General features: G+C 67.0%; 17 protein-coding genes. 10 read left to right on the top strand and 7 right to left on the bottom strand.

Going from position 1 to position 22125, the window contains the following annotated elements; translation table 11 throughout:
• Positions 1-12 precede the first annotated feature (12 nt).
• From QSJ34_RS11415 to QSJ34_RS11400, 4 genes are all read right to left on the bottom strand, one after another.
• Positions 13-2061: a TonB-dependent receptor plug domain-containing protein gene (locus tag QSJ34_RS11415; RefSeq protein WP_285575275.1), complete on the bottom strand. Its 2049-nt coding sequence runs from the start codon at positions 2059-2061 to the stop codon at positions 13-15.
• Positions 2062-2243: 182 nt separating this feature from the next.
• Positions 2244-4451 carry a sensor histidine kinase, YfiR-like protein-associated gene (locus tag QSJ34_RS11410; RefSeq protein WP_285575273.1) on the bottom strand — a complete coding sequence of 736 codons (2208 nt, stop codon included), beginning with the start codon at positions 4449-4451 and terminating at the stop codon, positions 2244-2246.
• 5 nt (positions 4452-4456) lie between these two features.
• On the bottom strand, positions 4457-5050 hold the full coding sequence (locus QSJ34_RS11405; protein ID WP_285575271.1) for a YfiR family protein: 594 nt from the start codon (positions 5048-5050) through the stop codon (positions 4457-4459).
• A gap of 161 nt (positions 5051-5211) precedes the next feature.
• Complete coding sequence (locus QSJ34_RS11400; RefSeq protein WP_285575269.1) at positions 5212-8094, bottom strand: DUF748 domain-containing protein; 2883 nt, start codon at positions 8092-8094, stop codon at positions 5212-5214.
• A gap of 152 nt (positions 8095-8246) precedes the next feature.
• Here QSJ34_RS11400 and QSJ34_RS11395 point away from each other — a divergent pair, with 152 nt between their 5' ends.
• The gene (locus tag QSJ34_RS11395) at positions 8247-9578 is read left to right on the top strand and encodes a cyclic 2,3-diphosphoglycerate synthase (protein ID WP_285575266.1); all 1332 of its coding nucleotides are present in this window, start codon (positions 8247-8249) and stop codon (positions 9576-9578) included.
• A 22-nt stretch (positions 9579-9600) separates the two neighbouring features.
• Here the strand turns inward: QSJ34_RS11395 and QSJ34_RS11390 are convergent, their stop codons facing one another.
• Positions 9601-10266, bottom strand: coding sequence for an ERCC4 domain-containing protein (locus tag QSJ34_RS11390; protein ID WP_285575264.1), 666 nt, complete (start codon positions 10264-10266; stop codon positions 9601-9603).
• A gap of 66 nt (positions 10267-10332) precedes the next feature.
• On the opposite strand from QSJ34_RS11390, the gene QSJ34_RS11385 reads away from it, so the two are divergent.
• Positions 10333-11415 (top strand): NADH:flavin oxidoreductase/NADH oxidase, encoded by a 1083-nt coding sequence (locus tag QSJ34_RS11385; RefSeq protein ID WP_285575262.1) that lies wholly within the window; start codon positions 10333-10335, stop codon positions 11413-11415.
• Positions 11416-11589: 174 nt separating this feature from the next.
• Here QSJ34_RS11385 and QSJ34_RS11380 read toward each other — a convergent pair whose 3' ends face one another.
• Positions 11590-12159: a ComF family protein gene (locus QSJ34_RS11380; protein WP_285575260.1), complete on the bottom strand. Its 570-nt coding sequence runs from the start codon at positions 12157-12159 to the stop codon at positions 11590-11592.
• A gap of 244 nt (positions 12160-12403) precedes the next feature.
• On the opposite strand from QSJ34_RS11380, the gene QSJ34_RS11375 reads away from it, so the two are divergent.
• From QSJ34_RS11375 to QSJ34_RS11365, 3 genes are all read left to right on the top strand, one after another.
• Positions 12404-13912: an amino acid permease gene (locus QSJ34_RS11375; protein ID WP_285575258.1), complete on the top strand. Its 1509-nt coding sequence runs from the start codon at positions 12404-12406 to the stop codon at positions 13910-13912.
• Positions 13913-13985: 73 nt separating this feature from the next.
• The gene (locus QSJ34_RS11370; RefSeq protein WP_285575256.1) at positions 13986-14411 is read left to right on the top strand and encodes a GxxExxY protein; all 426 of its coding nucleotides are present in this window, start codon (positions 13986-13988) and stop codon (positions 14409-14411) included.
• A 31-nt stretch (positions 14412-14442) separates the two neighbouring features.
• The gene (locus QSJ34_RS11365) at positions 14443-16002 is read left to right on the top strand and encodes a heparan-alpha-glucosaminide N-acetyltransferase domain-containing protein (RefSeq protein WP_285575254.1); all 1560 of its coding nucleotides are present in this window, start codon (positions 14443-14445) and stop codon (positions 16000-16002) included.
• On the opposite strand, the gene QSJ34_RS11360 is transcribed toward QSJ34_RS11365, so the two are convergent.
• Entirely contained in the window at positions 15999-16232 is a 234-nt protein-coding gene (locus tag QSJ34_RS11360; RefSeq protein WP_285575252.1) for a hypothetical protein, read from the bottom strand. The two genes, QSJ34_RS11365 and QSJ34_RS11360, sit on opposite strands and share 4 nt — an antisense overlap.
• Before the next feature lie 96 nt (positions 16233-16328).
• On the opposite strand from QSJ34_RS11360, the gene QSJ34_RS11355 reads away from it, so the two are divergent.
• The 5 genes from QSJ34_RS11355 to QSJ34_RS11335 all read left to right on the top strand — a co-directional run bounded on the left by QSJ34_RS11355 (position 16329) and on the right by QSJ34_RS11335 (position 22064).
• Complete coding sequence (locus tag QSJ34_RS11355) at positions 16329-17576, top strand: hemolysin family protein (protein WP_285575250.1); 1248 nt, start codon at positions 16329-16331, stop codon at positions 17574-17576.
• A 111-nt stretch (positions 17577-17687) separates the two neighbouring features.
• The gene (locus tag QSJ34_RS11350) at positions 17688-18962 is read left to right on the top strand and encodes a glycoside hydrolase family 113 (protein ID WP_285575247.1); all 1275 of its coding nucleotides are present in this window, start codon (positions 17688-17690) and stop codon (positions 18960-18962) included.
• A gap of 31 nt (positions 18963-18993) precedes the next feature.
• Entirely contained in the window at positions 18994-19728 is a 735-nt protein-coding gene (locus tag QSJ34_RS11345) for a response regulator (RefSeq protein WP_285575245.1), read from the top strand.
• 201 nt (positions 19729-19929) lie between these two features.
• Entirely contained in the window at positions 19930-21180 is a 1251-nt protein-coding gene (locus tag QSJ34_RS11340) for a DUF1015 domain-containing protein (protein WP_285575243.1), read from the top strand.
• Positions 21181-21191: 11 nt separating this feature from the next.
• Positions 21192-22064 carry an NAD(P)-dependent oxidoreductase gene (locus QSJ34_RS11335; protein ID WP_285575241.1) on the top strand — a complete coding sequence of 291 codons (873 nt, stop codon included), beginning with the start codon at positions 21192-21194 and terminating at the stop codon, positions 22062-22064.
• The last annotated feature ends 61 nt before the right edge of the window (positions 22065-22125 follow it).

The raw sequence follows: 22125 nt of genomic DNA, 5'->3' as shown, positions 1-22125 counted from the left end.
GCGGGCCGGCCTTCAGAAATGCCAGCTCAGACCCGCCTGGATGGAACGCCCTTCCCAGGGCAGGTCCCCGGGCAGGGGCACGGACACGGAGGGGAAGCGCTGGTCGGCGTCGAAGAGGTTGTGGGCCGAGAGGCTGAGATCCAGGGCGGGAACAGGCGTGAAGGTGAGAGCCAGGTCCACGGTCCGATATCCCCGGAGATCGGGGCGGGCATCCCCCGTGCCCCGCAGTCGCGGTCCCACCACGCCCAGGGCCGCATGAAGGTTCAGGCGATCCGAGAAGGCCGCATTGAGGCCGAGGTTGCCGCGCCAGTTGGCCATGCCCACCAGGGTCTCGCCGGTGGCCCCGTTCCGCCCGCTCTGCCCTGAGGCGTTCACGTAGCCGCTCAGCGTGCTGGAGAGTGTGAGGGTCAGTTCGGTCTCGATCCCCTTGACGGTGGTGACCTCGGGGAGGTTCTGATACCGGAGTCCGCCGGGTACGGGCACCAGGTTGAGCAGGTTCGTGATGCGGTTCTCGAAGAACACGACGCGCCAGAGGGCCGCGGAACCCAGGCGACGGCCCACTTCGAATTCCCCAGTCCGGATGGTCTCGGGCTTGACGTCCTCACGGCCCTGGATGAAACCGTTGGCGGCGAAGAGGTAGGACTCCACGAAGGTCGGAGCGCGGAAGGCCTCGCCGTAGAGGAGCTTGACGTGCCAGGCCGGATCCGGCCTCCAGACCGCCGCCAGGCGGGGCGTGATCGAGGTCCCCGCATCGTTGTAGCGGTCCATCCGCAACCCCGTGGTGAGGGCAAAGGCCTGGGCGGGCGCCCACTGGTCCTGCAGGTAGGCCGAGGACAGGGTGCGGACCGGTTCCTTCCGCATGATGGAGGGCGTTGGTACCATCCGATCCAGCCCGAAGCCAGGGACGTTGGCGAAGTTGGTCAGGGCGTAAAGCTTCTGCTCCTCCAGAGAACCACCCAGGATGACCCGGTGGGGCCCGGCCGGGGACCAGGTGGCCTTGACCTCGGCGCCCCGGGTCTGCTGCGTGGCCCGGTTGATCTCGTAGCTCCCCTGGGTGTAGTCGACGGTTCCGCCCTGCCCATCGGGCATCCGGTACCCGTTCGGGGCGTCGTTCCAGCGGTTGTCGGCGATGTAGTGCAAGGCGTAGAGCCGGGGCTCGATCACCCAGTCCTCCGCGGGCCGTAGGGTGTAGCTCAGGGTTCCCTGGGCCTGGCTGGGGTGGGCGTCCGAATGCTCGTTCACGGCGAAATAGGTGCCCAGATAGGGGCCCTTGTGCGCATTGGTGAACACACCGTTGAAGGTGAGGCCCTGGTAGTCCAGCTTGACCTGCGCACTGAGCTGTCTGCGGAAGGCGTGGATGTGGCCCGCCGGAGTGCCCGCCAGGGAGATGCCCCGGTTCAGGGCCGAGAAGTCGGGCGGACCCGCCAAGACTTGGAGGGCATCCTGCGCGACAGAGGGCGCGGGTCCATCGGTATCCAGGTAGTGCAGGTAGGCCGAGATCCGGAACCGCCCGCCGGACCATCCGCTGAGTACGCTGCCCTCGCGGGTGTTGAAGCTGCCGCCACGGGCCGACACGGTGGTGGCCCCACCGGAGTTGGAGGCATCCTTCGTGAGGATGCTGATCACGCCCAGGAAGGCGTTGGTGCCGTAGAGCGCCGAGCCGGGCCCCCGGATGATCTCGATCTGCTGGACGTTGTCCAGGGACATGTCGCCGAAGATGATGGTGCCGCTGCCTTCCAGGTTCTCGTTGACGGGCAGGCCATCCACGAGGATGCGCACCTTCTCGGTGTTGTCCGTGATGACGCCCCGCACCCCGAATTCCGTGTAGCCCAATTGGCTGCGGATGCCCAGCTCGAAGCCCGGCACCGTTCGCAGCACATCCCTCAGGTCCCGGGCCCCCATCCGCCGGAAGTCATCGGCCGTGAACACCGACACGATGGATGGCGCCTCCAGCACCGTGGATTCGGTTCGGGTGGCCACGGACACCTTCACGGAAAGCAGCTCCTCCAGGCTCATCTGGGGCAGGCCGCGCACCTCGTTCAGCTGGGGACCGGCATTCACCTGGGCATCGCCCGCTGCAGAAAAGGACGAAGCCGATAGCGGGCCTCCCAGCAGGAGCCCTGCGGAAAGGGTGCATCGCCTCCATCCATCCCCATGACCCATGGCAGACCTCGGGCGCTTGCCCGCTTCATCGGCCGCCTCGGCGGCCGATGCGAATATTGGACCTGCCCCGAGGCGAAATCTCATCCGAGGGTCTCCCTGACTTTGGCGCGAAGCGTCGCAAGGCTGTAGGGTTTCTGCAGGAAGCCGGACAGGCCCTGGTCCCAGAGTCCCTCGATGCCTTCGCCTGCGCTGAATCCGCTGGTCATGATGACGGGCAGGCCCGGTTCCAGTTCGCGGATGCGCTGGAAACACTCGACTCCGTCCATCTGAGGCATGGTGAGGTCCAGCAGCACCAGCCGGCACTCTCCCGGGTGCTCCAGGACCTGGGAGACACCCTCCAAGCCATTGCTGGCGGTCCGCACCTCGAACCCCATCCGTTTGAGGAAATCCCCGGTGGCCGAAAGGATGCTGGCCTCGTCATCGATCAGGAGCACGGTTCCGGATCCCCGATAGGCATCCTCCTGGACCTTTTCCTCCGCCGCGGCCACCACCTCCTGGGAGGCGGGCAGGAGGACCTTGAACGTCGTGCCCTGTCCCACTTCGCTGTAGACCTTAATGCCCCCGTTATGGCCCTTCACGATGCCGAGAAGGGCCGCCAGGCCCAGGCCCCGGCCCTTGAACTTGGTGGTGAAGAAGGGGTCGAAAATGCGGGCCAGGGTATCTCCGTCCATGCCATGCCCGTTGTCCTCGACCTCCAGCACCACGAAAGGACCCGGCACCATGGCCTGCCCCGCGTAGGTGGCGGCCAGGCTCTCCTCATCCAGGGACTCCGCATAGGTGCGCACCTTGATGTAGCCCCCCTGCTCTTTCAGGGCGTCGCCGGCGTTGATCACCAGGTTCATGATCACCTGCTGGATCTGGGCAGCGTCCGCGACCACCGCAGGAAGGGGATCCGCCGTCTGGACCACCAGTTCCGCTTTCTTGGGGATGGAGATGGAGAGCAGATGGCCCATCTCCTTCACCAGCTGGCCCAGATCGAGGGGCTTCACCTGGAACTGGCCCCGCCCCGAATAGGCGAGCATCTGGCGGATGAGCTCGGAGGCGCGCTGGATCACCCGCTCCGCCTTGCCGAGATAGCTCTCCGCAGAACTCCCTTCAGGCAGATCCATCCGGGCCATGTCCAGGTAGCCCTGGAGAGCCCCCAGCAGGTTGTTGAAGTCATGGGCGATGCCTCCGGTGAGCACGCCCAGGCTTTCGAGTTTCTGCCCCTGGAGCATGGCCGCCTCGGCATGCTTGCGCTCCGTGATGTCCATGACGGTGCCGCGCATCATCAGCTGGCCTTCCCCATCCCGGAGGCAGATGCCCGACGTGTGGACCCAGCCGAGGCTGCCATCCGGGCGGAGGATGCGGTGATCGATCTCGAAGCGGCCAGCCTCCTTCCAGCAGCGAAGGAAGGCGGCCTCCAGCGGAACCAGATCCTCCGGATGGATGAGGGCGCGAAAAGCCTCCTGGTCTGGTATCGGGTGGACACCCGGCTCGAGGCCGAAGATCCGGAAGGTCTCCTCAGACCACTCGGTGTGCTGCAGGCCGGGTTGGATCGCCCAGTTCCCCAGGCGGGCCAGATGCTGAGCTTCCTCCAACCGGGCCTGGCGCTCTCCCAGCCGGTCCAGCATGTCGTTGAAGGCATCCACCAGGGAGCCCACCTCATCCTCGGATTCCCGGGCCACCCGCAGCCCCGGATCTTTGGATTTGGCCATGCGGTGGGCGGCCTCTGTCAGGTGGAGGATGGGCTCTGAGACCAGCTTCCCCATCTTGAAGGCAAGCCCCATGGCCGCCGAGGCGATGAGCAGGGTCGCCAGCAGGGTGGTTCCGGCCACCCAGAGCAGGCGGGTGGTGAGGGCCTTGGTGTCGGCACGCAGGTAGATGGTTCCCAGCCGCTCGCCTGAATGCACGATGGGCGCGGCAAGCCAGATGCGCCCCGACTCGAACTGGAAGGTCCGCCCGTGCAGGTCGGTTGGCAGGCTGACGGGACCGCTGCCCTCCCGGCGATAGGTCCCGAAGGGCTGGCCATTCCGGTCCAGGATGGCCGCCTCGACGATGTCGGTGTTGACCCGGAGGTTGGCGAGCAGCCGGTTCGCTTCGGCGGGTTCCTTGAACTCCAGGGCCGCCGCGCTGCCCTCCCCGATCACCTCGGCCAGCAGCTGCAGCTCGCGCTGAACGGAGGCGCGGAATTCCGACCTGGCGATGGCCACAAAGGAGATGCCCGCCGCCAGGAGGGCCATTCCAGCCGTCAGCATGATCACGAGGATCAGCTTGTGGCGCAGGGAGGTGTGGGTCAGGTGGCTCACGGGATTTAGGGTTGGATGTAGATTTGTTTGGCGAACTTCTGGACCTGGGGGGCGACCCGCAGGCGGGATTGGTCGAGGGCCGACCGGTTGAGCACGAAGCGGAGCCGCCCGCCCTCCTCGCGGAAGAGCTGGATGGCGCCCCCGAAGCCCAGGAAGAAGCTGGTTTCCCCGATGGTGAGAACGTAGCGGGAGGCCAGCCTGTCCTTGAGTTGGGCCATGGACCGTTCCTCTGCCCGCGCGAAGTAGAGGACATGGCAGGCTTGCAGCTCGGAACTGCTTCGGAAGCGACGAACCACCACCTTCCGGCCTTGCAGCGTGAGGCCGGACATCTGTTCCAGGGCCGCGGCGATGGGACTCTCGCCCAGCACCCCGATGACGAAGGCATCTCCTTCCCGGAAAGCCTCCCCGGGCCATTCGGTGAACTTGGCCACCGATAGGAGGAGGGCGGCCCGCGTTTCGTATTCCTCAAAAGCCTGGGGCCGCAGATACGCCTCGGGCGCCCCTGCTGACAGGGCCGGCGTCCAGGGCAGGGCCAGAAGGAGGATGCCTGCAAGGCCCCGTCTCCCCTGTCCAGCCCCCGCTCCCCGACATCTGCTCATCTGGTGGTGCGCCTCCCGATCGAGTTCTGAATCCAGCGTCCTCAAGGAAATAGGGCACTGGCTGCCCCGGCCGGATGGATGACTGTGCGGCCATGGTACCCCTCGGAAGCATCGGTGTCTGCACAGCCCTGTGCCAGGCAGCCGATGCTCCGGATGGCTTCCTATTTCAGCGAGAAGACCACGGCCGGGCCCTTGGCCTTGCCGGTCTGCACCTCGAAGACGCGCTCGGGATCGGCCTTGGCGGTGTTGAGCAGCCAGCCGAGCACGGCCTTCACCCGGCCATCGGCCAACTGGTCGAGGTCGACGGCTTCCACCTTCAGGGTGCCCAGCAGGCGCTGCTCCATTTCCGCGGGTGGTGGCGGCGGCGCGGGCTTGGCGCCCTTCGGCGTCGGGGGCTGGGGGAAGGCTGTTTCAAAGGCCGCGCCGATCCAGCGCTCCCGCTCGGCGGCGGGCACCGGTGATTCCTCCGCCAGCTTGAGGGCCTTCATCCGCGTCTGCCGCAGCAGGGTTTCCAGCGCGGCCTTGCGCAGGGCCGCGCCATCCTGATCGGCATCCACGGCACCCTCGGCCTCCAGCCGCAGTTCCGGCCGCTCCTGCAGCGCCTTGGCGAGGGCCTGCAACTTGGTCGTCGCCGCCGCATCCAGGGCCTTTGAACCCGGCGTGAAGCCCAGGCTGCTGAGGTCGCCGGCATCCGAACCGAAGAGGTTGCCGATCAGCGTGAAGGGCGAGGCGGCGATCTTGCCGAGCAGGCCGAAGATGGCCTTCCACACGAGCTTGCCGTACTTCACGTCGGGATCGTCGAGGCTGCCTTCGATGGGCAGGTCGAAGGCGATGACGCCCCTGCGATCGCGTAGTATTGCCAGCCCCAGCTTCACGGGCAGGCCCGTGGCGTCGGGGCTCTGCACCTTGTCGCCCAGGTAGAACTGGTCGAGCTTCACGGCGTTTTCGGATTTCAGGTTGCGGTGGTCGATGCGCAGGCGGGCGTCCACGTCCAGCTTGCCCTTCTGCACGGTGTAGCCCAGGTACTTGCCCGTGTAGGGCGTGAAGTCCGTGAGATCGGCGCCCTGGATCTTCAGGGCCACGTCCGTATCCAGATCGTTGCGCAGGGGCATGGCGTGGCCCGAGATGGTGATGGGCGCGAGACCGCCCGCCTTGCCCTTGAAGAGCACCTTGGAGGCCACGTCGGGACGGCTGGACAGGCCCAGGTACGAGCCCTCCAGATCGCTGAGCACGAGGGCGGCGTTGGGCTGCAGCGAGCGGTCGATGAAGCTCAGGCGCCCGCCCGAAATCCCCAGCTTCGTGATGCTGATATCGGGCGCCGAGGCCGGCGTGGCGGGCAGGGCCGAGGCCGTCACGGGCGCAGGCTTCGCGCCCTCCTTGGGGGTTGTTTCCAAGCGCAGGGCTCGGGCTACGTTGGTGCTGCCGTCGGGCTGCACGACGAGGCGGCCTTCGATGTCCGTCCAGTCCACGGCTTGGATGGCCAGGGCCAGGGGCGCCGTGTGGACATCCGCGCCCGCGACCTTGAGCTGCTTCCAGCGGAGGAAGGCTTCGCCCAGCTTGGCGTCGCGCACCTCCAGGCCCTGCACGGAGGCCCCGCCCTGATAGGTCAGACCGTCCGATTTGCGGCCTTCAAAAGCGAAGCGCACGCGGCCCTCGGCGCCCACCTGGCCCGAGGCGATCCGCAGGTCCAGGGCCGAATCCAGGTAGGGATCGAAGGGGCTCAGGGCCAGGCCCGCGAGCTTCAATTTCAGATCACCCGCCGTCTTGAGCGGGGCCAGGCTGCCTTCCGCCGATAGCGAACCCTCTCCCACCTTCAGATCCAGGGCCACCGTGCTGGAGGCCGCCGGATCCAGCGACAGCCCGTGCCAGTGCAGGTTCAGATCCTTGACCTCGGTCTTCGCGGGACGGGCCAGGGATTGGTCCTCCCATCCAAGCTGGAAACCCTTCAGCGCCAGCTCGCGAACGAGCATCTGAAGGGGCTTTTCGTCCTCCTTCTTCTCCTTGGGTTTGATCGGTTTGAAGATGCGGGCCAGGTTGAGGCTGCCGTCCTTGGCCTTCTGAAGGCGCACCACGCCGCCTTCCGCGCGGATGGCCCCCAGCTCCACCGAGGGCGCCAGCAGGTCGGCGCGACCCTCCGAGATCTCCAGCAGCGGCAGTTCCACGGCGGACTCGGCGACGCCGCGCTCGCCCACCTTCAGCCCCTTCAGCGTGAAGCCCAGGTCCGACAAGCCGACCTCGCGATGCTCCTTCCCCCAGGCGAAGCGGTACTGGGCGTGCAGGCTGGCGGTGCCGCTGCGGATCTCGCTGGAGACCTGCTCCTGCTCGTAGGGCCGGTACTTGGGCAGGGAGAGGTTCTCGATGAGCAGGCTGCCCTTAGAACTCAAGGGCTGGAGGCTGAGGTCGCCCCTCCAGGCCAGGTGCTCCTTGGCTTCGGTCCAGGCCTCCAGGGAGACGCCGCTGCGGTGGCCCACCTCGGTGCGGATGTGATCCACCTGAAAGGCGATGGGGCCGACGACCGTGTGGAAGGGCGAGGCCGCCGAACGATCCGAGAAGTCGAGGCGCCCTTCGGTCATCTGGAAGCGGCCGACGTCCAGGATCCAGGTGGAGGCCTCCTTGGATTCAGGCTCCTTCGGACCTTCTTCTTCCAGCAGGTCCTGGAAGTTGAGGCGGCCCGATCCATCCAGCGAAGTCTTCACCAGCAGGCCCTCCACCTCGATGCGTGAGAAGGCCAGGGTGTGCCGCAGCAGGCGCCACACGTCGTAATTCACGTAGAGGCGTCGGAGGGTGATCCAGTCGCCGCCGCCCGGCTCCGCCACCCGCAGGCCCTGCAGGGTGGTGCCGAAGGTGAAGGGGTTGAAGCCCAGCTTCGCCACCGTGACGGGGCGCTTTAGGGCCTTGGTCGCCGCCTGCTCGAGGCGGGGGCGGACCAGGGCCGGGATGAGGAAGAACCCCACCAGCAGCCAGAGGGCGTAGATGCCCGTCAGGACAAGGATGAGCCGGCGCCAGCGTCGAAAAAAGGCCGAGAGGACAGGAGGAATTGGCATGGGAAAAGCATAGACGCTTCGAGGCCTGTGATTCAGGCCACATTCCCGTTTTCATCGGCCCATGAAGGGGGCTATCCTCCCTGGGTCGCGGATGGCCAGGACTGCCACCACCGAGCGTGTCGGCCTCCCGCTGGACCGAAAGGCATAGTGTCATGGCGACACGACGAGTGCTGATCCTGGGAGCCGCCGGACGCGACTTCCACAACTTCAATACGGTGTACCGGGACAACCCGGACTACCAGGTGGTGGCCTTCACCGCCACCCAGATTCCCGATATCGCGGGGCGCCGCTACCCGGCCGAACTGGCCGGCAAGCTGTATCCCAACGGCATCCCCATCTTCGATGAATCCGAGCTGACGGAGGTCATCAAGCGCGAGAAGCCCGACGTGGCGGTGTTCTCCTACTCAGACGTGACCCACGAAACGGTCATGCACCTGGCCAGCCAGTGCATCGCCCTGGGCGTGGACTTCGAGCTGCTGGGCGCCGACAAGACGATGATCAAGTCCAAGGTGCCGGTCATCGCCATCACGGCCGTGCGCACGGGCGCGGGCAAGAGCCAGACCACGCGCTACATCAGCAACATCCTGAAGGGCCTGGGCAAGAAGGTGGTGGCCATCCGCCACCCCATGCCCTACGGCGACCTCGCCAAGCAGGCCTGCCAGCGCTTCGCCGACTACAGCGACCTCGACAAGCACAAGTGCACCATCGAGGAGCGCGAGGAGTACGAACCGCACATCGACAACGGCTTCGTCATCTACTCGGGCGTGGACTACGAGCAGATCATCCGCAACGCCGAGAAGGAAGCCGACGTCATCCTCTGGGACGGCGGCAACAACGACCTGCCCTTCTACGCCTGCGACCTGCACATCGTCATCGCCGATCCCCTGCGCCCGGGCCACGAGTCCATCTACCATCCCGGCGAAGCCAACTTCCGCCGCGCCGACGTCATCGTCATCAACAAGTGCGACTCCGCCAAGGAACTCGACATCAAGGGCATCGAGGCCGCCGCCGCGAAACTCAATCCCAAGGCCGTCGTGATCCGCGCCAACAGCCCGGTATCCTGCGCCAAGCCCGAGATGATCAAGGGCAAGAACGTGCTCGTCATCGAGGACGGCCCGACGCTCACCCACGGCTCCATGACCTACGGCGCCGGTGTGGTCGCAGCCAAGAACTGCGGCGCCGCCCGCATCGTCGACCCCCTGCCCTACGCCGTGGCCTCCATCGCCGCCACCTACCGGAAGTACCCCAATGCCCAGGGCATCCTGCCCGCCATGGGCTACGGCGATGCCCAGGTGAAGGATCTGGAGAAGACCATCGACGCCACCCCCTGCGACGTCGTGCTCTCGGCCACGCCCATCGACATCACCCGCGTGCTCAAGGTCAACAAGCCCATGATCCGCGCCACCTACGACCTGGCCGAAGTGAAGCCCGGCCAGTTGAAGGGCGAGGTCGAGAAGGCGCTGAAGGTGCTGGCGCACGTGTGAATCGCGGGGCTGGCCCCACGATTCACACGCGGTAAGGCAAAGAGTCTTCGTGAACGGCCCAGTGAATGGACTGGGCCGTTCGCTTGCCGATGCCTGGAACAGCGGCCAGTTCCGCGCAGGTGGCGGCCATCATGTGTTCAAGGGTCCCGAAATGCTCGATGAGGCGCAGGGCGCGCTTCGATCCAATCCGCGGAAAACTCGTCAGCACCCGTAGTTGGATGGCCCCTTTACCGACGGGCCTGCGCCCTGGACGTTTCGGCGGGGCCGAAGACGTGGCCTGGAGCTGCCGGGCCGTGTACCGGATCAACCGTGCAGTCTCCTCTTCGCCCTGGGATCGCAGCACTGGGATACCGAACACCACCGATAGCGTGAGCATGGCGCCTTGGACGGACTCTCGTTGGATGTGGCGGTGAGTCCACTCCGAAGCCGGACCTTCCAGAATGAGGAAGGCTCGCAATGGAGAATCGGCCAATCGTTTGGCCTGCGCGAAAAGCCTCCCGTCAAACAGGCTCCCCAAAAAGTCCGGCACCCGCTTCCGCTCCAGCACGGCCTTGCCTTCAATCACGTAATCCCCCACCCGGAGCCGTTTCACCGCGAGTGACACGTCCTTCATATCCGCGAACAAGTTCGCAATGCCCGATCCCCGGGCCTCCCGATCGTCCATCCAGATCCGGATTGGATCGTCCACCGACCACCTCGCGCCTTACCCTATCTCAGAATGGGGAAGGGGCCCCATTCTGAGCCCGGAGTCCCCATGGTCCACCTCTTCGAACCCCTCACCCTCCGCGGCCTCAGCCTGCCCAACCGCATCGCCGTCTCGCCCATGTGCCAGTACCAGGCGCAGGCAGGGCTGCCCAATGACTGGCACCTCGTCCACCTGGGGGGCCTGGCCCAGGGCGGAGCGGGGCTCGTGCTGACGGAAGCCGCGGCCGTCCTGCCCGAGGGCCGCATCAGCCCCGAGGATCTGGGCATCTGGAACGACGAGCAGGCCGAAGCCCTGGCGCCCATCGTGCGCTTCATCGCCTCCCAGGGCGCCGTGCCCGGCATTCAACTGGCCCACGCGGGACGCAAGGCCTCGACCCACGCGCCCTGGCGAGGCAGCGGCAGCATTCCCATCTCGGCCGGAGGCTGGACCCCCGTGGCGCCCAGCGCCCTACCCTTCGAGGCCTCCTGGACGATGCCCACGGCCCTGGATGCCGAGGGCCTCGCAGGCATCCGGCAGGCCTTCGTCGATGCCGCGAAACGGGCCCTGCATGCGGGTTTCCGGGTGGTGGAACTGCACGCCGCCCACGGCTACCTGCTGCATCAGTTCCTCTCGCCCCTCTCCAACCATCGCAGCGATGCCTACGGCGGCAGCTTCGAGAACCGCACGCGCCTGCTCCGCGAAATCACGACCGACCTGAGGGCCGCCTGGCCCGCGAACCTGCCGCTCTTCGTGCGCCTTTCGGCCACGGACTGGGTGGAGGGCGGTTGGGATCTCGATCAGTCCGTGGCGCTCTCGAAGGAACTCAAAGCCCTCGGTGTGGACCTCGTCGACTGCTCCTCCGGCGGCCTGTCCCCCCTGGCGAAGATCCCCCTGGGCCCCGGCTACCAGGTGCCCTTCGCCGCCCGCATCCGCGCCGAAGCCGGCCTGCCCACGGGCGCCGTGGGCCTCATCACCGAACCCGACCAGGCCGAGCGCATCCTCGCGGAAGGCTCCGCCGACCTCGTCCTGCTCGCCCGCGAGCTGCTGCGCAACCCGCGCTGGCCCCTGCGCGCGGCCCAGCAACTCGGCGCCGAAGTCCCCTGGCCCGCCTCGTACGCCCGCGCCGCCAAAGGCCCCGTGCCGATCCGATAGGAGCCATCCGGAACAAGGATCAAAGGAATGGAATAAGCAGAGTAAAACGGAGGAGCGGAGGAGAGCTGAGAAACGCCTCGTGGCTCCTGATTTTTCTCCGCTTTCCTCCGCCTCTCCGCTCTCCTCTGCTTCAAAAATTCCTTTCTCGAAATTCCCTGTCTAAATCTGGCGCACCTACAGCGCCCGGAACAGCGTCAGCACGCGCACCTCGCCGGCGCCACCTTCCATCAGGGCCTGGGCGCAGCGCAACAGGGTGGTGCCGGTGGTCCACACGTCGTCCACCAACAGGATGATGCCCCGCGGAAGACAGCCCCGGCGCAGCGCGATGGCCCTGCGGCGCAGGCGCCGCCGTTCGCTTTCGGTCCGTGCGGCCTGACGGCCCGCGAGCCAGCCCTTCGTGAGCGTCGCCTCGAAGGGGCGACCCAGGCGCCCGGCAATCAGGCGACCCGCCTCTCCTCCGAGATCGAAGCCCCGCAGCCACCGCCGGTGGAGCGTGCTGGGCGCGGCGGTCACGGCGTCCACCTCAGCCGCCCAGGCGGGCAGCGGAGCCTTTGCCACGCGGCCCAGCAGGGCCTGGCGCCAGCCGGCCTCGCCCTGCTTGATGCCCGGCAGCAGCAGGGCCCCCAGGGGCGGGCGTCCGCCGTGGTAGTCCCAGAGCGCGTCGCCCAGCTCCCAGGCCGTGGCCTCGGGGCAGGCTTCGTCGCCATGCACCAGGGCGCAGCGCGGGCAGCGGTTGTTTGACAAGGGTCGCAGCCCATCCCAACAGCGGGCGCACAGCCCGGCTTCGGATCCCTCGCCCACCGGGCCAAGGCAGCCCCGGCAGAGGAGCAGGGAACCCCGCGTCCGGGCCGCGGTTCGGGCCAGGTGCGATCGAAGGGAGGCCGGAAGCATGGGCCATCTTATCTGCTAGGATCGCCGGAAGCCCCCCTGGCCCATCCCCTGGAATCCCTTCCGGGACCCATCCCCCGGATCGCATGGAGTTGTGTTCATGTCGAACGATTCAAGCCCGACTTCGCAGATCTTTGCGCGCAAGCCCCTGGCCCTGCTCCTCGAAGAGGCCAAGGGCGAGAACCGCCTGCGCCGCGTCCTCGGACCCGTGCAGCTCACGGCCCTAGGCGTGGGCGCCATCATCGGGGCGGGCATCTTCGTGGCCACGGGCGCGGCGGCCCACAACATTGCGGGCCCCTCGCTGATGCTCTCCTACGTCATCGCCGGCATCACCTGCATCTTCGCCGCGCTCTGCTACGCGGAATTCGCCGCCATGGTGCCCGTGGCGGGATCGGCCTACACCTATGCCTACGCCACCCTGGGCGAACTCTTCGCCTGGATCATCGGCTGGGATCTCATTCTCGAATACGGCGTATCGAGCGCGGCCGTGGCGACGGGATGGAGCGCCTATTTCCAGAGTGCCGTAAGCAAGATCGGCATCCACATTCCCAAGCTCCTGAGTGAATCGCCCTGGAAGTACGATCCGGCCACGGGCCACTTCGCCTCGACCGGCGCCGTGATGAACCTGCCCGCCCTGATCATCGTGGCCATCATCACGGCCATCCTCGTGAAGGGCATCAAGGAGAGCGCCACCTTCAACGGTGTCATGGTGGCCATCAAGGTCGCGGCCGTGCTCTTCGTCATCGGCGTGGGCGCCTTCTTCATCAACACCACCAACTGGCACCCCTTCGCACCCTTCGGCTGGACCGGCATCAGCTTCTTCGGACACCGCGTGGCGGGCATGGTGGACGGCGGCGGCGCGCCCATCGGCACCATGGCCGGCGCGGCCATCATCTTCTTCGCCTACATCGGCTTCGATTCGGTCTCGACCCACGCTGAAGAGGCCAAGAACCCCCAGCGCGACGTGCCCATCGGCATCATCGTCTCGCTGCTCGTCTGCACCCTGCTCTACATCGCCGTGGTGGCCGTGCTCACGGGCATGGTGAAGTTCGACCAGCTCGACATCAACGCCCCCGTGTCCACCGCCTTCAAGCAGAAGGGCATCGGCTGGGCCGAGGGCCTCATCGCCACGGCGGGCGTCAGCGGCATCACCTCCGTGCTGCTCGTCATGATGCTCAGCGGCCCCCGCGTCTTCCTCGCCATGGCCCGCGACGGCCTGCTCCCCAAGGCCACCTTCGGCGACGTGCACCCCAAGTTCCGCACCCCCTGGAAGTCCACCATGCTCGTGGGCACCTTCGTCGGCGCCCTGGCGGGCTTCCTGCCCATCGACGCCCTGCTGCACCTGGCCAACATCGGCACCCTGCTGGCCTTCGTCATCGTCTGCGCCGCCGTGCTGATCATGCGCAAGAAGCACCCCGAAGCCGAGCGCCCCTTTCGCTGCCCCTGGGTGCCCTTCGTGCCCATCATGGGCGTGCTCACCTGTCTCATGCTGATGTTCTCGTTGCCCGTGGCCAACTGGTGGCGCCTCATCGCCTGGCTCGCCCTCGGCTTCGTCATCTACTTCGCCTATGGCAGGAGGCACAGCGTCATGCGGAACCAGGCCCGTTAAATAAACATCGATATTCAGTTTTTTTATCACTGTCCATCACCGTTCATCACCGGTTCCATTCTTTTAGCCTTCCATGCCAGAAGACGACCCACTCACATCCAGGATCATCGGCTGCGCCTACCGCGTGGCCAATGAGCTTGGCCCGGGTTTCCTGGAGAAGGTCTACGAGAACGCCCTGGTTCATGAACTCAGGAAGGCAGGGTTCAACCTCTCCCAGCAGCACAGCATCGTCGTCCACTACGACGGGGTGAAGGTGGGTGAGTATGTGGCTGATCTGCTTATTGAAGACCAGGTCCTCGTCGAGCTCAAAGCCTGCCGGGACCTCGATGACGTCCATCTGGCCCAATGCCTGAACTACCTCAAAGCCACCGGATTGAAAATCTGCCTGCTGATGAACTTCGACAAACCAAGGATCCAAATCCGCCGCCTGATGCTGGACCGGAGTGACAGCAGAGCTGTGGAAAACATGGAACCGGTGATGAACGGTGATGGACAGTGATGAAAAGCCTCAGGACATGGGAGTTCGAGTCATGAGTTTATGGAACGACCTGACCCCCTCCCGCCGCTGCGACTGGATCGACCAGCTGCGGGGCTGGGCGGTGATCGTGATGATCGAAGTGCACGTGGTGAACGTCTGGCTGCACCCGGGGCTGCGCCCGGACTGGTTGAACTACCTGAACGGCCTGGTGGCGCCCAGCTTCACCATGGCCGCGGGATGCAGCCTGGCCATTTCGACCTTCCGAACCGACGGCACGCTGCGGCCCTTCTGGCCCGACACGGCCCGCCGCCTGGGCTTCATCCTGCTCTGCGCCTACGCCCTGCACGCGCCCGGCATCACCGCCGCGGACTGGACCGTGCTCAACACGGCCCAGAAGGCCCGGGAGCTCTTCAAGGTCGACGTGCTGCAGTGCATCGTCTTCTCCCTGCTCATCCTCCAGGGCCTGGCCCGGCTGGTGCGAAACCCGCGGATCTTCACGGGCCTCGCCCTGATCCTCGCGCTCTTCGTGCCCCTGGTGTCGCCCCACCTCTGGGCCACGGGCGTCGCGGACGGTCTGTGGCTGCCCATCCGCGGGCTCTTCAATGGCAACGCGGACCGCGGCGTGCAGGCCCTCTTCCCGCTCTTCCCCTGGTTCGCCTTCCCCGCCTTCGGCGCCTTCCTCGGCGGCCTCTACCGCCACCTGCGCGTGGAGGCCATCAGGGGCGAGGGTGGACCGCCCGGCAGCTCCGCACCCTCTGCGTCCCCCCTCGCGCTCCCCCACGCGGCGGACGGGCAAAGCCCGACCACCGCGTCTGTCGGCCAGGCCCGCTGGAGCGAACCCCGGTTCCTCGCGCTCCTGGCCCTCATCGGCGCGGGGCTGCTGGCCTGGGGCTCGTCGGCCCAGCAGGCCTGGCTCTGGGGCGGCCGGTGGATCCAGCAGAACGGCATCTGGATGCTGCACGGCCGGGCGGGCGCCTTCACCTACAGCGAACTCGGTGCCATCGCCAACACCACCCTGCCCAGCGTCGCGGCGCGTCTGGGCTGGATCCTCCTCGGCGGGTCGTTCATGGGCGCCATCGAACTGGTGCGCCCCCACGGGGCGGGCTCGAACCCCATCAAGGCTGCCAGCAACGAATCCCTGCTGCTCTACATGCTGCACCTCAACCTGCTCTTCAGCGTGCTGCTCGCGCCGCCCGTCCTCGCCCTCACGGGCCTGGGCTGGGGCAGCCTGGGCTGGACCGGCACCCTCCTGCTGACCGCCGCCGTCATCGGGCTCAACCTCTGGGCGGGCGTGGCCTGGCAGAAGGTGCGCCACACGCCCGACATCATGCGACGCCTGCAGCACCGGGCCGTGGCCCTGCTGGGCATCTGGTTCGTGCTGGGCGGCTGGTGGACCTTCCGCCACTTCCTGCAGAGCCCCGAGCTGGCCAAGGAGCCCTACCACTTCCTGAATGCCGCCCGCGCCCGCAAGGGCCTGACTCCCACGCCCGACGGCCTCTGCCGCGATCCCGAGGAATACTTCCGCGAAGCCGAGGGCCGGAAGCTGCGGCTGAGCCCGGAAGCCAAGGCCGACCTCACCCGGCTGATCCTCGCTCGCAGCGAGAATCGCTAAAGCCGCCGCCCGCCCAGGTGCCGGCCCAGGGACCGGCCCATGGCGCGGAAGGCCCAGACCAGGGACGGGCTGCTCAGCCGCCGCTCCATCGAGCGCCGTTCGAGGTCCCCCGGCGGGCCGAGGTCGCGCGTCCGCCGCTCCACCTTGCGCTTCTCGTCCTGACGGATGGCCAGCAGCAGGTAGCCGAAAAAGGCGGCGACCACGATCAGGAGAAGGTCATTCGTTGCCACCGGCGGGACCTCCTGCCTCTATTTTAGGCCTTCCGCCCGCGCGGGCCGGACCGGGGGCGCCCGTTGGCCCTGATTGGCCCTAAGATGAATCGGATCATGACTGATATCGGCGTCACCGCCCTCCCGACCTGGCACCTCTACGCCGCCCTCGCGGTGTTGATCTACCGTGCCGCCATGGCGGTCCTGCTGTCGGCCTTCCACGCCGTGCCTTCGCTGCAGCGGCGCCGCCTGCTCGAGGAAGGCGCCATCGCCGATTCCCGCCTGGCGGCCCTGCTGGAGAAACCCCAGGCCCTGGGCATGGGGCTGGGCTTCTGGAACCGGGTGCTGCTGTTGATCCTGCTGCTGCTGCTCTGGCCCCTCCACCCCTCGCTGCCGGGCGGCGCCTGGACGCTGAGCCTGCTGATGTTCGTGGGCCTCTGGCTGCTGGACCTGCTCCTGCCCGCCCTGCTCGCCTCGCGGGATCCCGCCCTCTGGCTGACGCAGCTCTTCCCGCTCTACGCCCCCGCCCAGGCCCTGCTCGGCCCCCTGGTGGATCCCCTCGCGCGCATGATCGAGCGCCGCCACGCCGAGGAGCGCGCCAAGGATGACGACGACGAGGAAACCACCGAGGAGGCCGTGACGGCGCTGCTGGAGGAAGGCGAGGCCGAGGGCATCCTGGAAGCCGAGGACCGCGAACTCATCCGCAACGTCGTCTCCTTCGGCGACACGGTGGTGCGCGAAGTGATGACGCCCCGCACCCGCATCGTCGCCCTGCCCATCGACGCCAGCCTGCGCGAAGCCTGGGAGGCCTTCACGGAAAGCCGCCATTCCCGGCTGCCCGTCTACGAAGGCAGCATCGAGCACGTGCGCGGCGTGCTGCTGCTCAAGGACCTCATGCAGCTGCCCGACGGCACCCAGCTGCCCCTCGCCACCCTGCTGAAACCGCCCCATTTCGTGCCCGAGAGCAAGCCCGTGGCCGACCTGCTGCGCGACCTGCAGCGGGCCCGCACCCAGCTGGCCCTCGTGGTGGACGAGTTCGGCGGCGTCTCGGGCCTGGTCACCATGGAGGACCTGCTGGAAGAGGTCTTCGGCGAGATCCAGGACGAGCACGAGGCCCCCGCCGGCCTCGTGGAGCAGGCGCCGGGCGTCTGGTTCGTCTCGGGCCAGGCCCACGTGGACGACGTGGCCCAGACCCTGGGCCTGGCCTGGGAGCGCAACGGCTTCGACACCCTGGCCGGCCTGATCATGGCCCGCCTCGGCCACGTGCCCCGGGCCCAGGAAATCGTCGAGGTCGAGGGCGCCCGCCTCACCGTCCTGCGCATGGAAGGCGCGCGGGTGGTGCAGGTACGGATCGAACGAAACTAGGGTTCGGCCAGCTCGCAAACCTGCGGTTTGCGAGATTGGAAAAACATGGAACTGCGAAGCAGTTCCTATCTCCGAGGTTCAGCCGTTAGGCTGGACATCGGAGTTGCCTGCATGATCCGTCGCATCCTCATCCTCATCGCCATCCTCGCCCTGCCCCTCACCCTGCTCTTCGTGCGGCGCATGCGGCGGAAGGCCCTGGTGCCCCAGCCGCGCGGCATGGTGCTGGGGCTCTACGCGGGGGTGCCGGACTACGACTACCACGAGGAGCTGGACCGCATCGCCGAGACCGGCGCCACCTGCGTCAGCCTGCAGGCCATCTACCGCATGGACACGGGGCACAGCAACGAGATCCACCGCCACCCCACCTCCAGCCCCACGGAGGAGAGCCTGCGCCGCACCTTCCACCAGGCCCACGTGCGCGGCCTGCGCATGATGTTCTTCCCCACCATCAACATGCGCGACGAGGCCGAGAACGCCGACTGGTGGCGCGGCAACATCGCCCCCGACGACTGGGACCTCTGGTGGAAGAACTACACGGCCTTCAACGTGCGGCTGGCGACCCTGGCCCAGGAGGGCGGCGTGGAGTGGTACAGCCTCGGCACGGAGATGGCCTCCACCCATGCCTTCCCCGAGCGTTGGCGGGCCCTGGCCTCCGAGGTCCGCAAGGTCTACAAGGGCAAGCTCATCTACAGCGTGAACTTCGACAGCCACGACAGCTTCACCTTCGGCGACTGCCTGGATGTCATCGGCATCAACACCTACGATCCCATCGCCAAATACGACGAATACCCCAGCGCCGATCAGATCCGCGACGCCTGGTGGTGGATCGTCTACAAGGCCCGCACGCTCTCGGCCCGCTTCGCCGGCCCCCGGGGGCCCAAGCCCGTGATGATCACCGAGGTGGGCTATCCCTCCGTCGCCCACGCCCATGTGGGCCCCTGGGATTTCCGGACCGGCAAGCCCCTGGACCTGGCCCTGCAGAACCAGCTGCTCAAGGGTGCCTTCGGCGTGCTGCGGCATTGGAGCGACGGCGACGCCGTCTTCTACTACCTCTACGGCGAGAACCTCAACCAGAAGCCCATCGGCGGCCCCCTGGACCGCACCTACGCCGTTTGGGGCAAACCCGCCGAAGCGACCCTGCGCACCTACTTCAAGGAGCCCATCTGGGAGGGCCACATCCCGCCCAGGGCCGAGAACATCCACGAAGCCGTGGTGCAGAGCCTCGTGAGCTGGCACCGGAAAGTGCGCGACTACGAGGACGCCGAGCTGCCGCCCTGGGTGCTGGACTGGGAGGCCAGCCGTCCCGCCGACGCCGCCGAGGCCCGGGCCATCCTCGCCAAGGAGCCCGCCCCGGCCCGTCGCGTGCCAAAAGGAGAGGAGCGCTGATTCCCTGCCGATTGTATGCTCAACCAAGCCTATGAGCCTGCCCAGCCGTCCGCGCCCCCAATCCCTCGCCAGCACCCCGGCCACCAAGACCCTGCTGGTGGTGGAGGATGACCGCGCCACCCTGAGCCTCTACCGGGCCGGGTTGAAGGGGCTGCAGGGCTTCAAGATCATCATGGCCGAGAACGGCGGCCAGGCCCTGGAGATGCTCCGCAACGAGCCCGTGCACGTGCTCGTGACGGACCTCAACATGCCCGTCATGGACGGCTTCAACCTCATCGCCAAGGCCAGCCGCCTCTACCCCCAGATCCCCATCATCGTCATGACGGGCCTGGAGCCGAGCCAGCACTTGAACACGCCCCTGCAGCTGGGCGCCATCCGCATCCTCACCAAGCCGCCCCGGCTCACCCTGCTCATGGACGCCATCCGCGCCGCGGCCCAGTTCGAGCCCAGCGGCATGATCCGCGGCATCGGGCTGAACAGCATCCTCCAGCTGCTGAGCTGGGAGAAGAAGTCCTGCACCCTCACGGTCAAATCCGACGCCGGCATGGGCCTGCTCTACCTGAAGAACGGCGAGGTGGTGCACGCGGCCTACAAGGCCGACGAAGGCCTGCCCGCCGCCTATGAGATCCTCACCTGGGACCGGCCCGACATCGAATTCGTCGAGACCTGCCGGGTCGACCAGACCATCGACCTGCCCCTCACCGAACTGCTCATGAACGCCGCCCTGCTCACGGACAACCGGCGGCCCGAGTTCGGCGAGGCCTGATCCGTCCCCACGCGGCCGCACCCGCGGGAGCGCTTTGACGGGCCGTCAACGCAAATCCCCGTTTGCGGGGAAAGGGGCTATAAAAATATCACATTTCAGGACTTTCGTCAAAAGCGTACCAAAGGGTCGTCGAAAAGGGGCCTCTCACGGAATAATGGCGCGTGTGCGGCCCCGTGGGGGCCCCTTCCTAGGCAGGTGTCCATGTCCCAGCTGAAGCCCTTCCGCGCGTATCGCCCCCGGCCCGAACTGGCCGCCCAGGTGGCCGCCGTTCCCTATGACGTGGTGAACACCCAGGAGGCCGCCGAGCTGGCCAAGGGCAACCCCCACTCCTTCCTCCACGTAGGACGCCCCGAGATCGACCTGCCCGCGGGCATCGACGTGCACGCCGACGAGGTCTACGCCAAGGGCGTGTCCAACCTGCGCGGCCTCATCGAGAGCGGCACGCTGTTCCACGAGAACACGCCCTGCCTCTACGTCTACCAGCAGCGCATGGGCGACCACGTGCAGGCGGGCCTGGTGGGCCTCTGCTCCGTGGCCGAGTACGAGAACGGCACCATCAAGCGCCACGAGTTCACCCGCAAGGACAAGGAGGACGACCGCACCCGCCACGTCACCGAGCAGGCCGCCAACGCCGAGCCCGTCTTCCTCACCTACAAGGCCGTGCCCTACATCGATCACATCGTCAACGACGTGCGCAAGCAGGTGCCGGTCTATGACGTGGTCACGCCCGATGGCATCGGCCACACCGTGTGGGTCGTCTCCGGCGAGACGGTCGTCTACGAACTGGTGCACCTCTTCAACGGCGTGGAGGCCCTCTACATCGCCGACGGGCACCACCGCACCGCCGCCGCCATCCGCTACGGCCAGGCGCGCCGTGCCGAAGCCCAGGCCAAGGGCCTGACGGTGGACGGCGACGAGCCCTATGAGAGCTTCATGGCCGTCGTGTTCCCCCACGACCAGCTCAAGATCATGGATTACAACCGCGTCGTGAAGGATCTCAACGGCCTCAGCCCCGAGGCCTTCCTCGCCAAGGTCGGCGAGAAGTTCGACGTGGCGGTATCGACCCACCGCGAGGCCCAGGCGCCCACCACGTTCGGGATGTACTTGGGCGGCACCTGGTACGAGCTGAAGGCCAAGCCCGGCAGCTTCCCCGCCAGCGATCCCGTGCGCGGCCTCGACGTGAGCATCCTCCAGGAGAACCTGCTCAACCCGATCCTCGGCATCGACGATCCCCGCACCAACACCCGCATCGACTTTGTGGGCGGCATCCGCGGCATGGACGAGCTCGAGCGCCGCGTGAAGGAAGGCTACGCCGTGGCCTTCTCCGTCTATCCCACCTCGCTCACCCAGCTCATGAACGTCGCCGACGCCGGCGAAGTCATGCCCCCCAAGTCCACCTGGTTTGAACCCAAGCTGCGCTCCGGCCTCCTGGTCCGGATGTACGAAGGCTGATCGGAGACACCATGAACATCCTCATCGCAGACGCCTTCGACGCCAAACTGCCCGAGCGCCTCGCGGCCTTCGGCACCGTCAGCTCCGACATGGCCACCCTCGGCGAGGCCGAGGTCCTCCTCGTCCGTTCGAAGACCAAGGTCGACGCCGACCTCGTGGCCAGGGCCCCCAAGCTCAAGCTCGTCATCCGCGGCGGCGTGGGCATGGACAACGTGGACAAAAAGGTGTGCGCCGAAAAGGGCATCAAGGCCGTGAACACGCCCCGCGCCAGCAGCGTGGCCGTGGCGGAAATGGCCATGGCCTTCATGGTCGCCATCCCCGCGCGCCTCATCGAGGCCCACACCTCCATGAAGGAGGGCAAGTTCCTCAAGAACGAGCTGAAGCGCACGGAGCTTTTCAAGAAGACCCTCGGCCTCATCGGCGCCGGCGCCATCGCCAGCGAAGTCGCCAAGCGCGCCCAGGCCTTCGGCATGGAGGTGATCGCCTTCGATCCCTTCCTCAAGGAGCACCCCATCGCCAAGCTCGTGAGCCTCGATGAGCTGGCCGCCAAGGCCGACGTCATCAGCATGCACACGCCGCTCACGGACGAGACCCGCGGCATGGTCAACGCCGCCTTCATCGCCAAGATGAAGGATGGCGCCATCCTCATCAACACCGGCCGCGGCAAGTGCATCGTCGAGGCCGACGTGGTGGCCGCCCTCACCAGCGGCAAGCTCCGCGCCTACGGCACGGACGTCTGGCCCAGCGACCCGCCCCCGGCGGACTGCCCCCTGCTCGGCGCCCCCAACGTCTTCATGGCCCCCCACATCGGCGCCAGCTCCAAAGAGAACCTCGGCCGCATCGGCGACGAGGTGGTGCTGATCCTTCAGGATTTCAAAGCTTAAAAGAAACCGCGAATGACGCGAATGAACGCGAATCAATAACCCGTTTTCATTCGCGCCCATT

The sequence above is a fragment of the Geothrix limicola genome (genome assembly GCF_030268085.1).
GTDB lineage: Bacteria > Acidobacteriota > Holophagae > Holophagales > Holophagaceae > Geothrix > Geothrix limicola.
Note: the sequence above shows the minus strand (reverse complement) of the source record. Positions and strands in the feature narration are given on the sequence as shown.

Excerpts from the sequence above, each read along its gene's own strand:
- QSJ34_RS11375 (WP_285575258.1), top strand. The coding sequence starts at position 12,404 with ATGTCGAACGATTCAAGCCCGACTTCGCAGATCTTTGCGCGCAAGCCC.
- QSJ34_RS11405 (WP_285575271.1), bottom strand. The coding sequence starts at position 5,050 with ATGAGCAGATGTCGGGGAGCGGGGGCTGGACAGGGGAGACGGGGCCTT.
- QSJ34_RS11370 (WP_285575256.1), top strand. The coding sequence starts at position 13,986 with ATGCCAGAAGACGACCCACTCACATCCAGGATCATCGGCTGCGCCTAC.
- QSJ34_RS11355 (WP_285575250.1), top strand. The coding sequence starts at position 16,329 with ATGACTGATATCGGCGTCACCGCCCTCCCGACCTGGCACCTCTACGCC.
- QSJ34_RS11395 (WP_285575266.1), top strand. The coding sequence starts at position 8,247 with ATGGCGACACGACGAGTGCTGATCCTGGGAGCCGCCGGACGCGACTTC.
- QSJ34_RS11365 (WP_285575254.1), top strand. The coding sequence starts at position 14,443 with ATGAGTTTATGGAACGACCTGACCCCCTCCCGCCGCTGCGACTGGATC.
- QSJ34_RS11335 (WP_285575241.1), top strand. The coding sequence starts at position 21,192 with ATGAACATCCTCATCGCAGACGCCTTCGACGCCAAACTGCCCGAGCGC.
- QSJ34_RS11385 (WP_285575262.1), top strand. The coding sequence starts at position 10,333 with ATGGTCCACCTCTTCGAACCCCTCACCCTCCGCGGCCTCAGCCTGCCC.
- QSJ34_RS11400 (WP_285575269.1), bottom strand. The coding sequence starts at position 8,094 with ATGCCAATTCCTCCTGTCCTCTCGGCCTTTTTTCGACGCTGGCGCCGG.
- QSJ34_RS11345 (WP_285575245.1), top strand. The coding sequence starts at position 18,994 with ATGAGCCTGCCCAGCCGTCCGCGCCCCCAATCCCTCGCCAGCACCCCG.
- QSJ34_RS11340 (WP_285575243.1), top strand. The coding sequence starts at position 19,930 with ATGTCCCAGCTGAAGCCCTTCCGCGCGTATCGCCCCCGGCCCGAACTG.
- QSJ34_RS11350 (WP_285575247.1), top strand. The coding sequence starts at position 17,688 with ATGATCCGTCGCATCCTCATCCTCATCGCCATCCTCGCCCTGCCCCTC.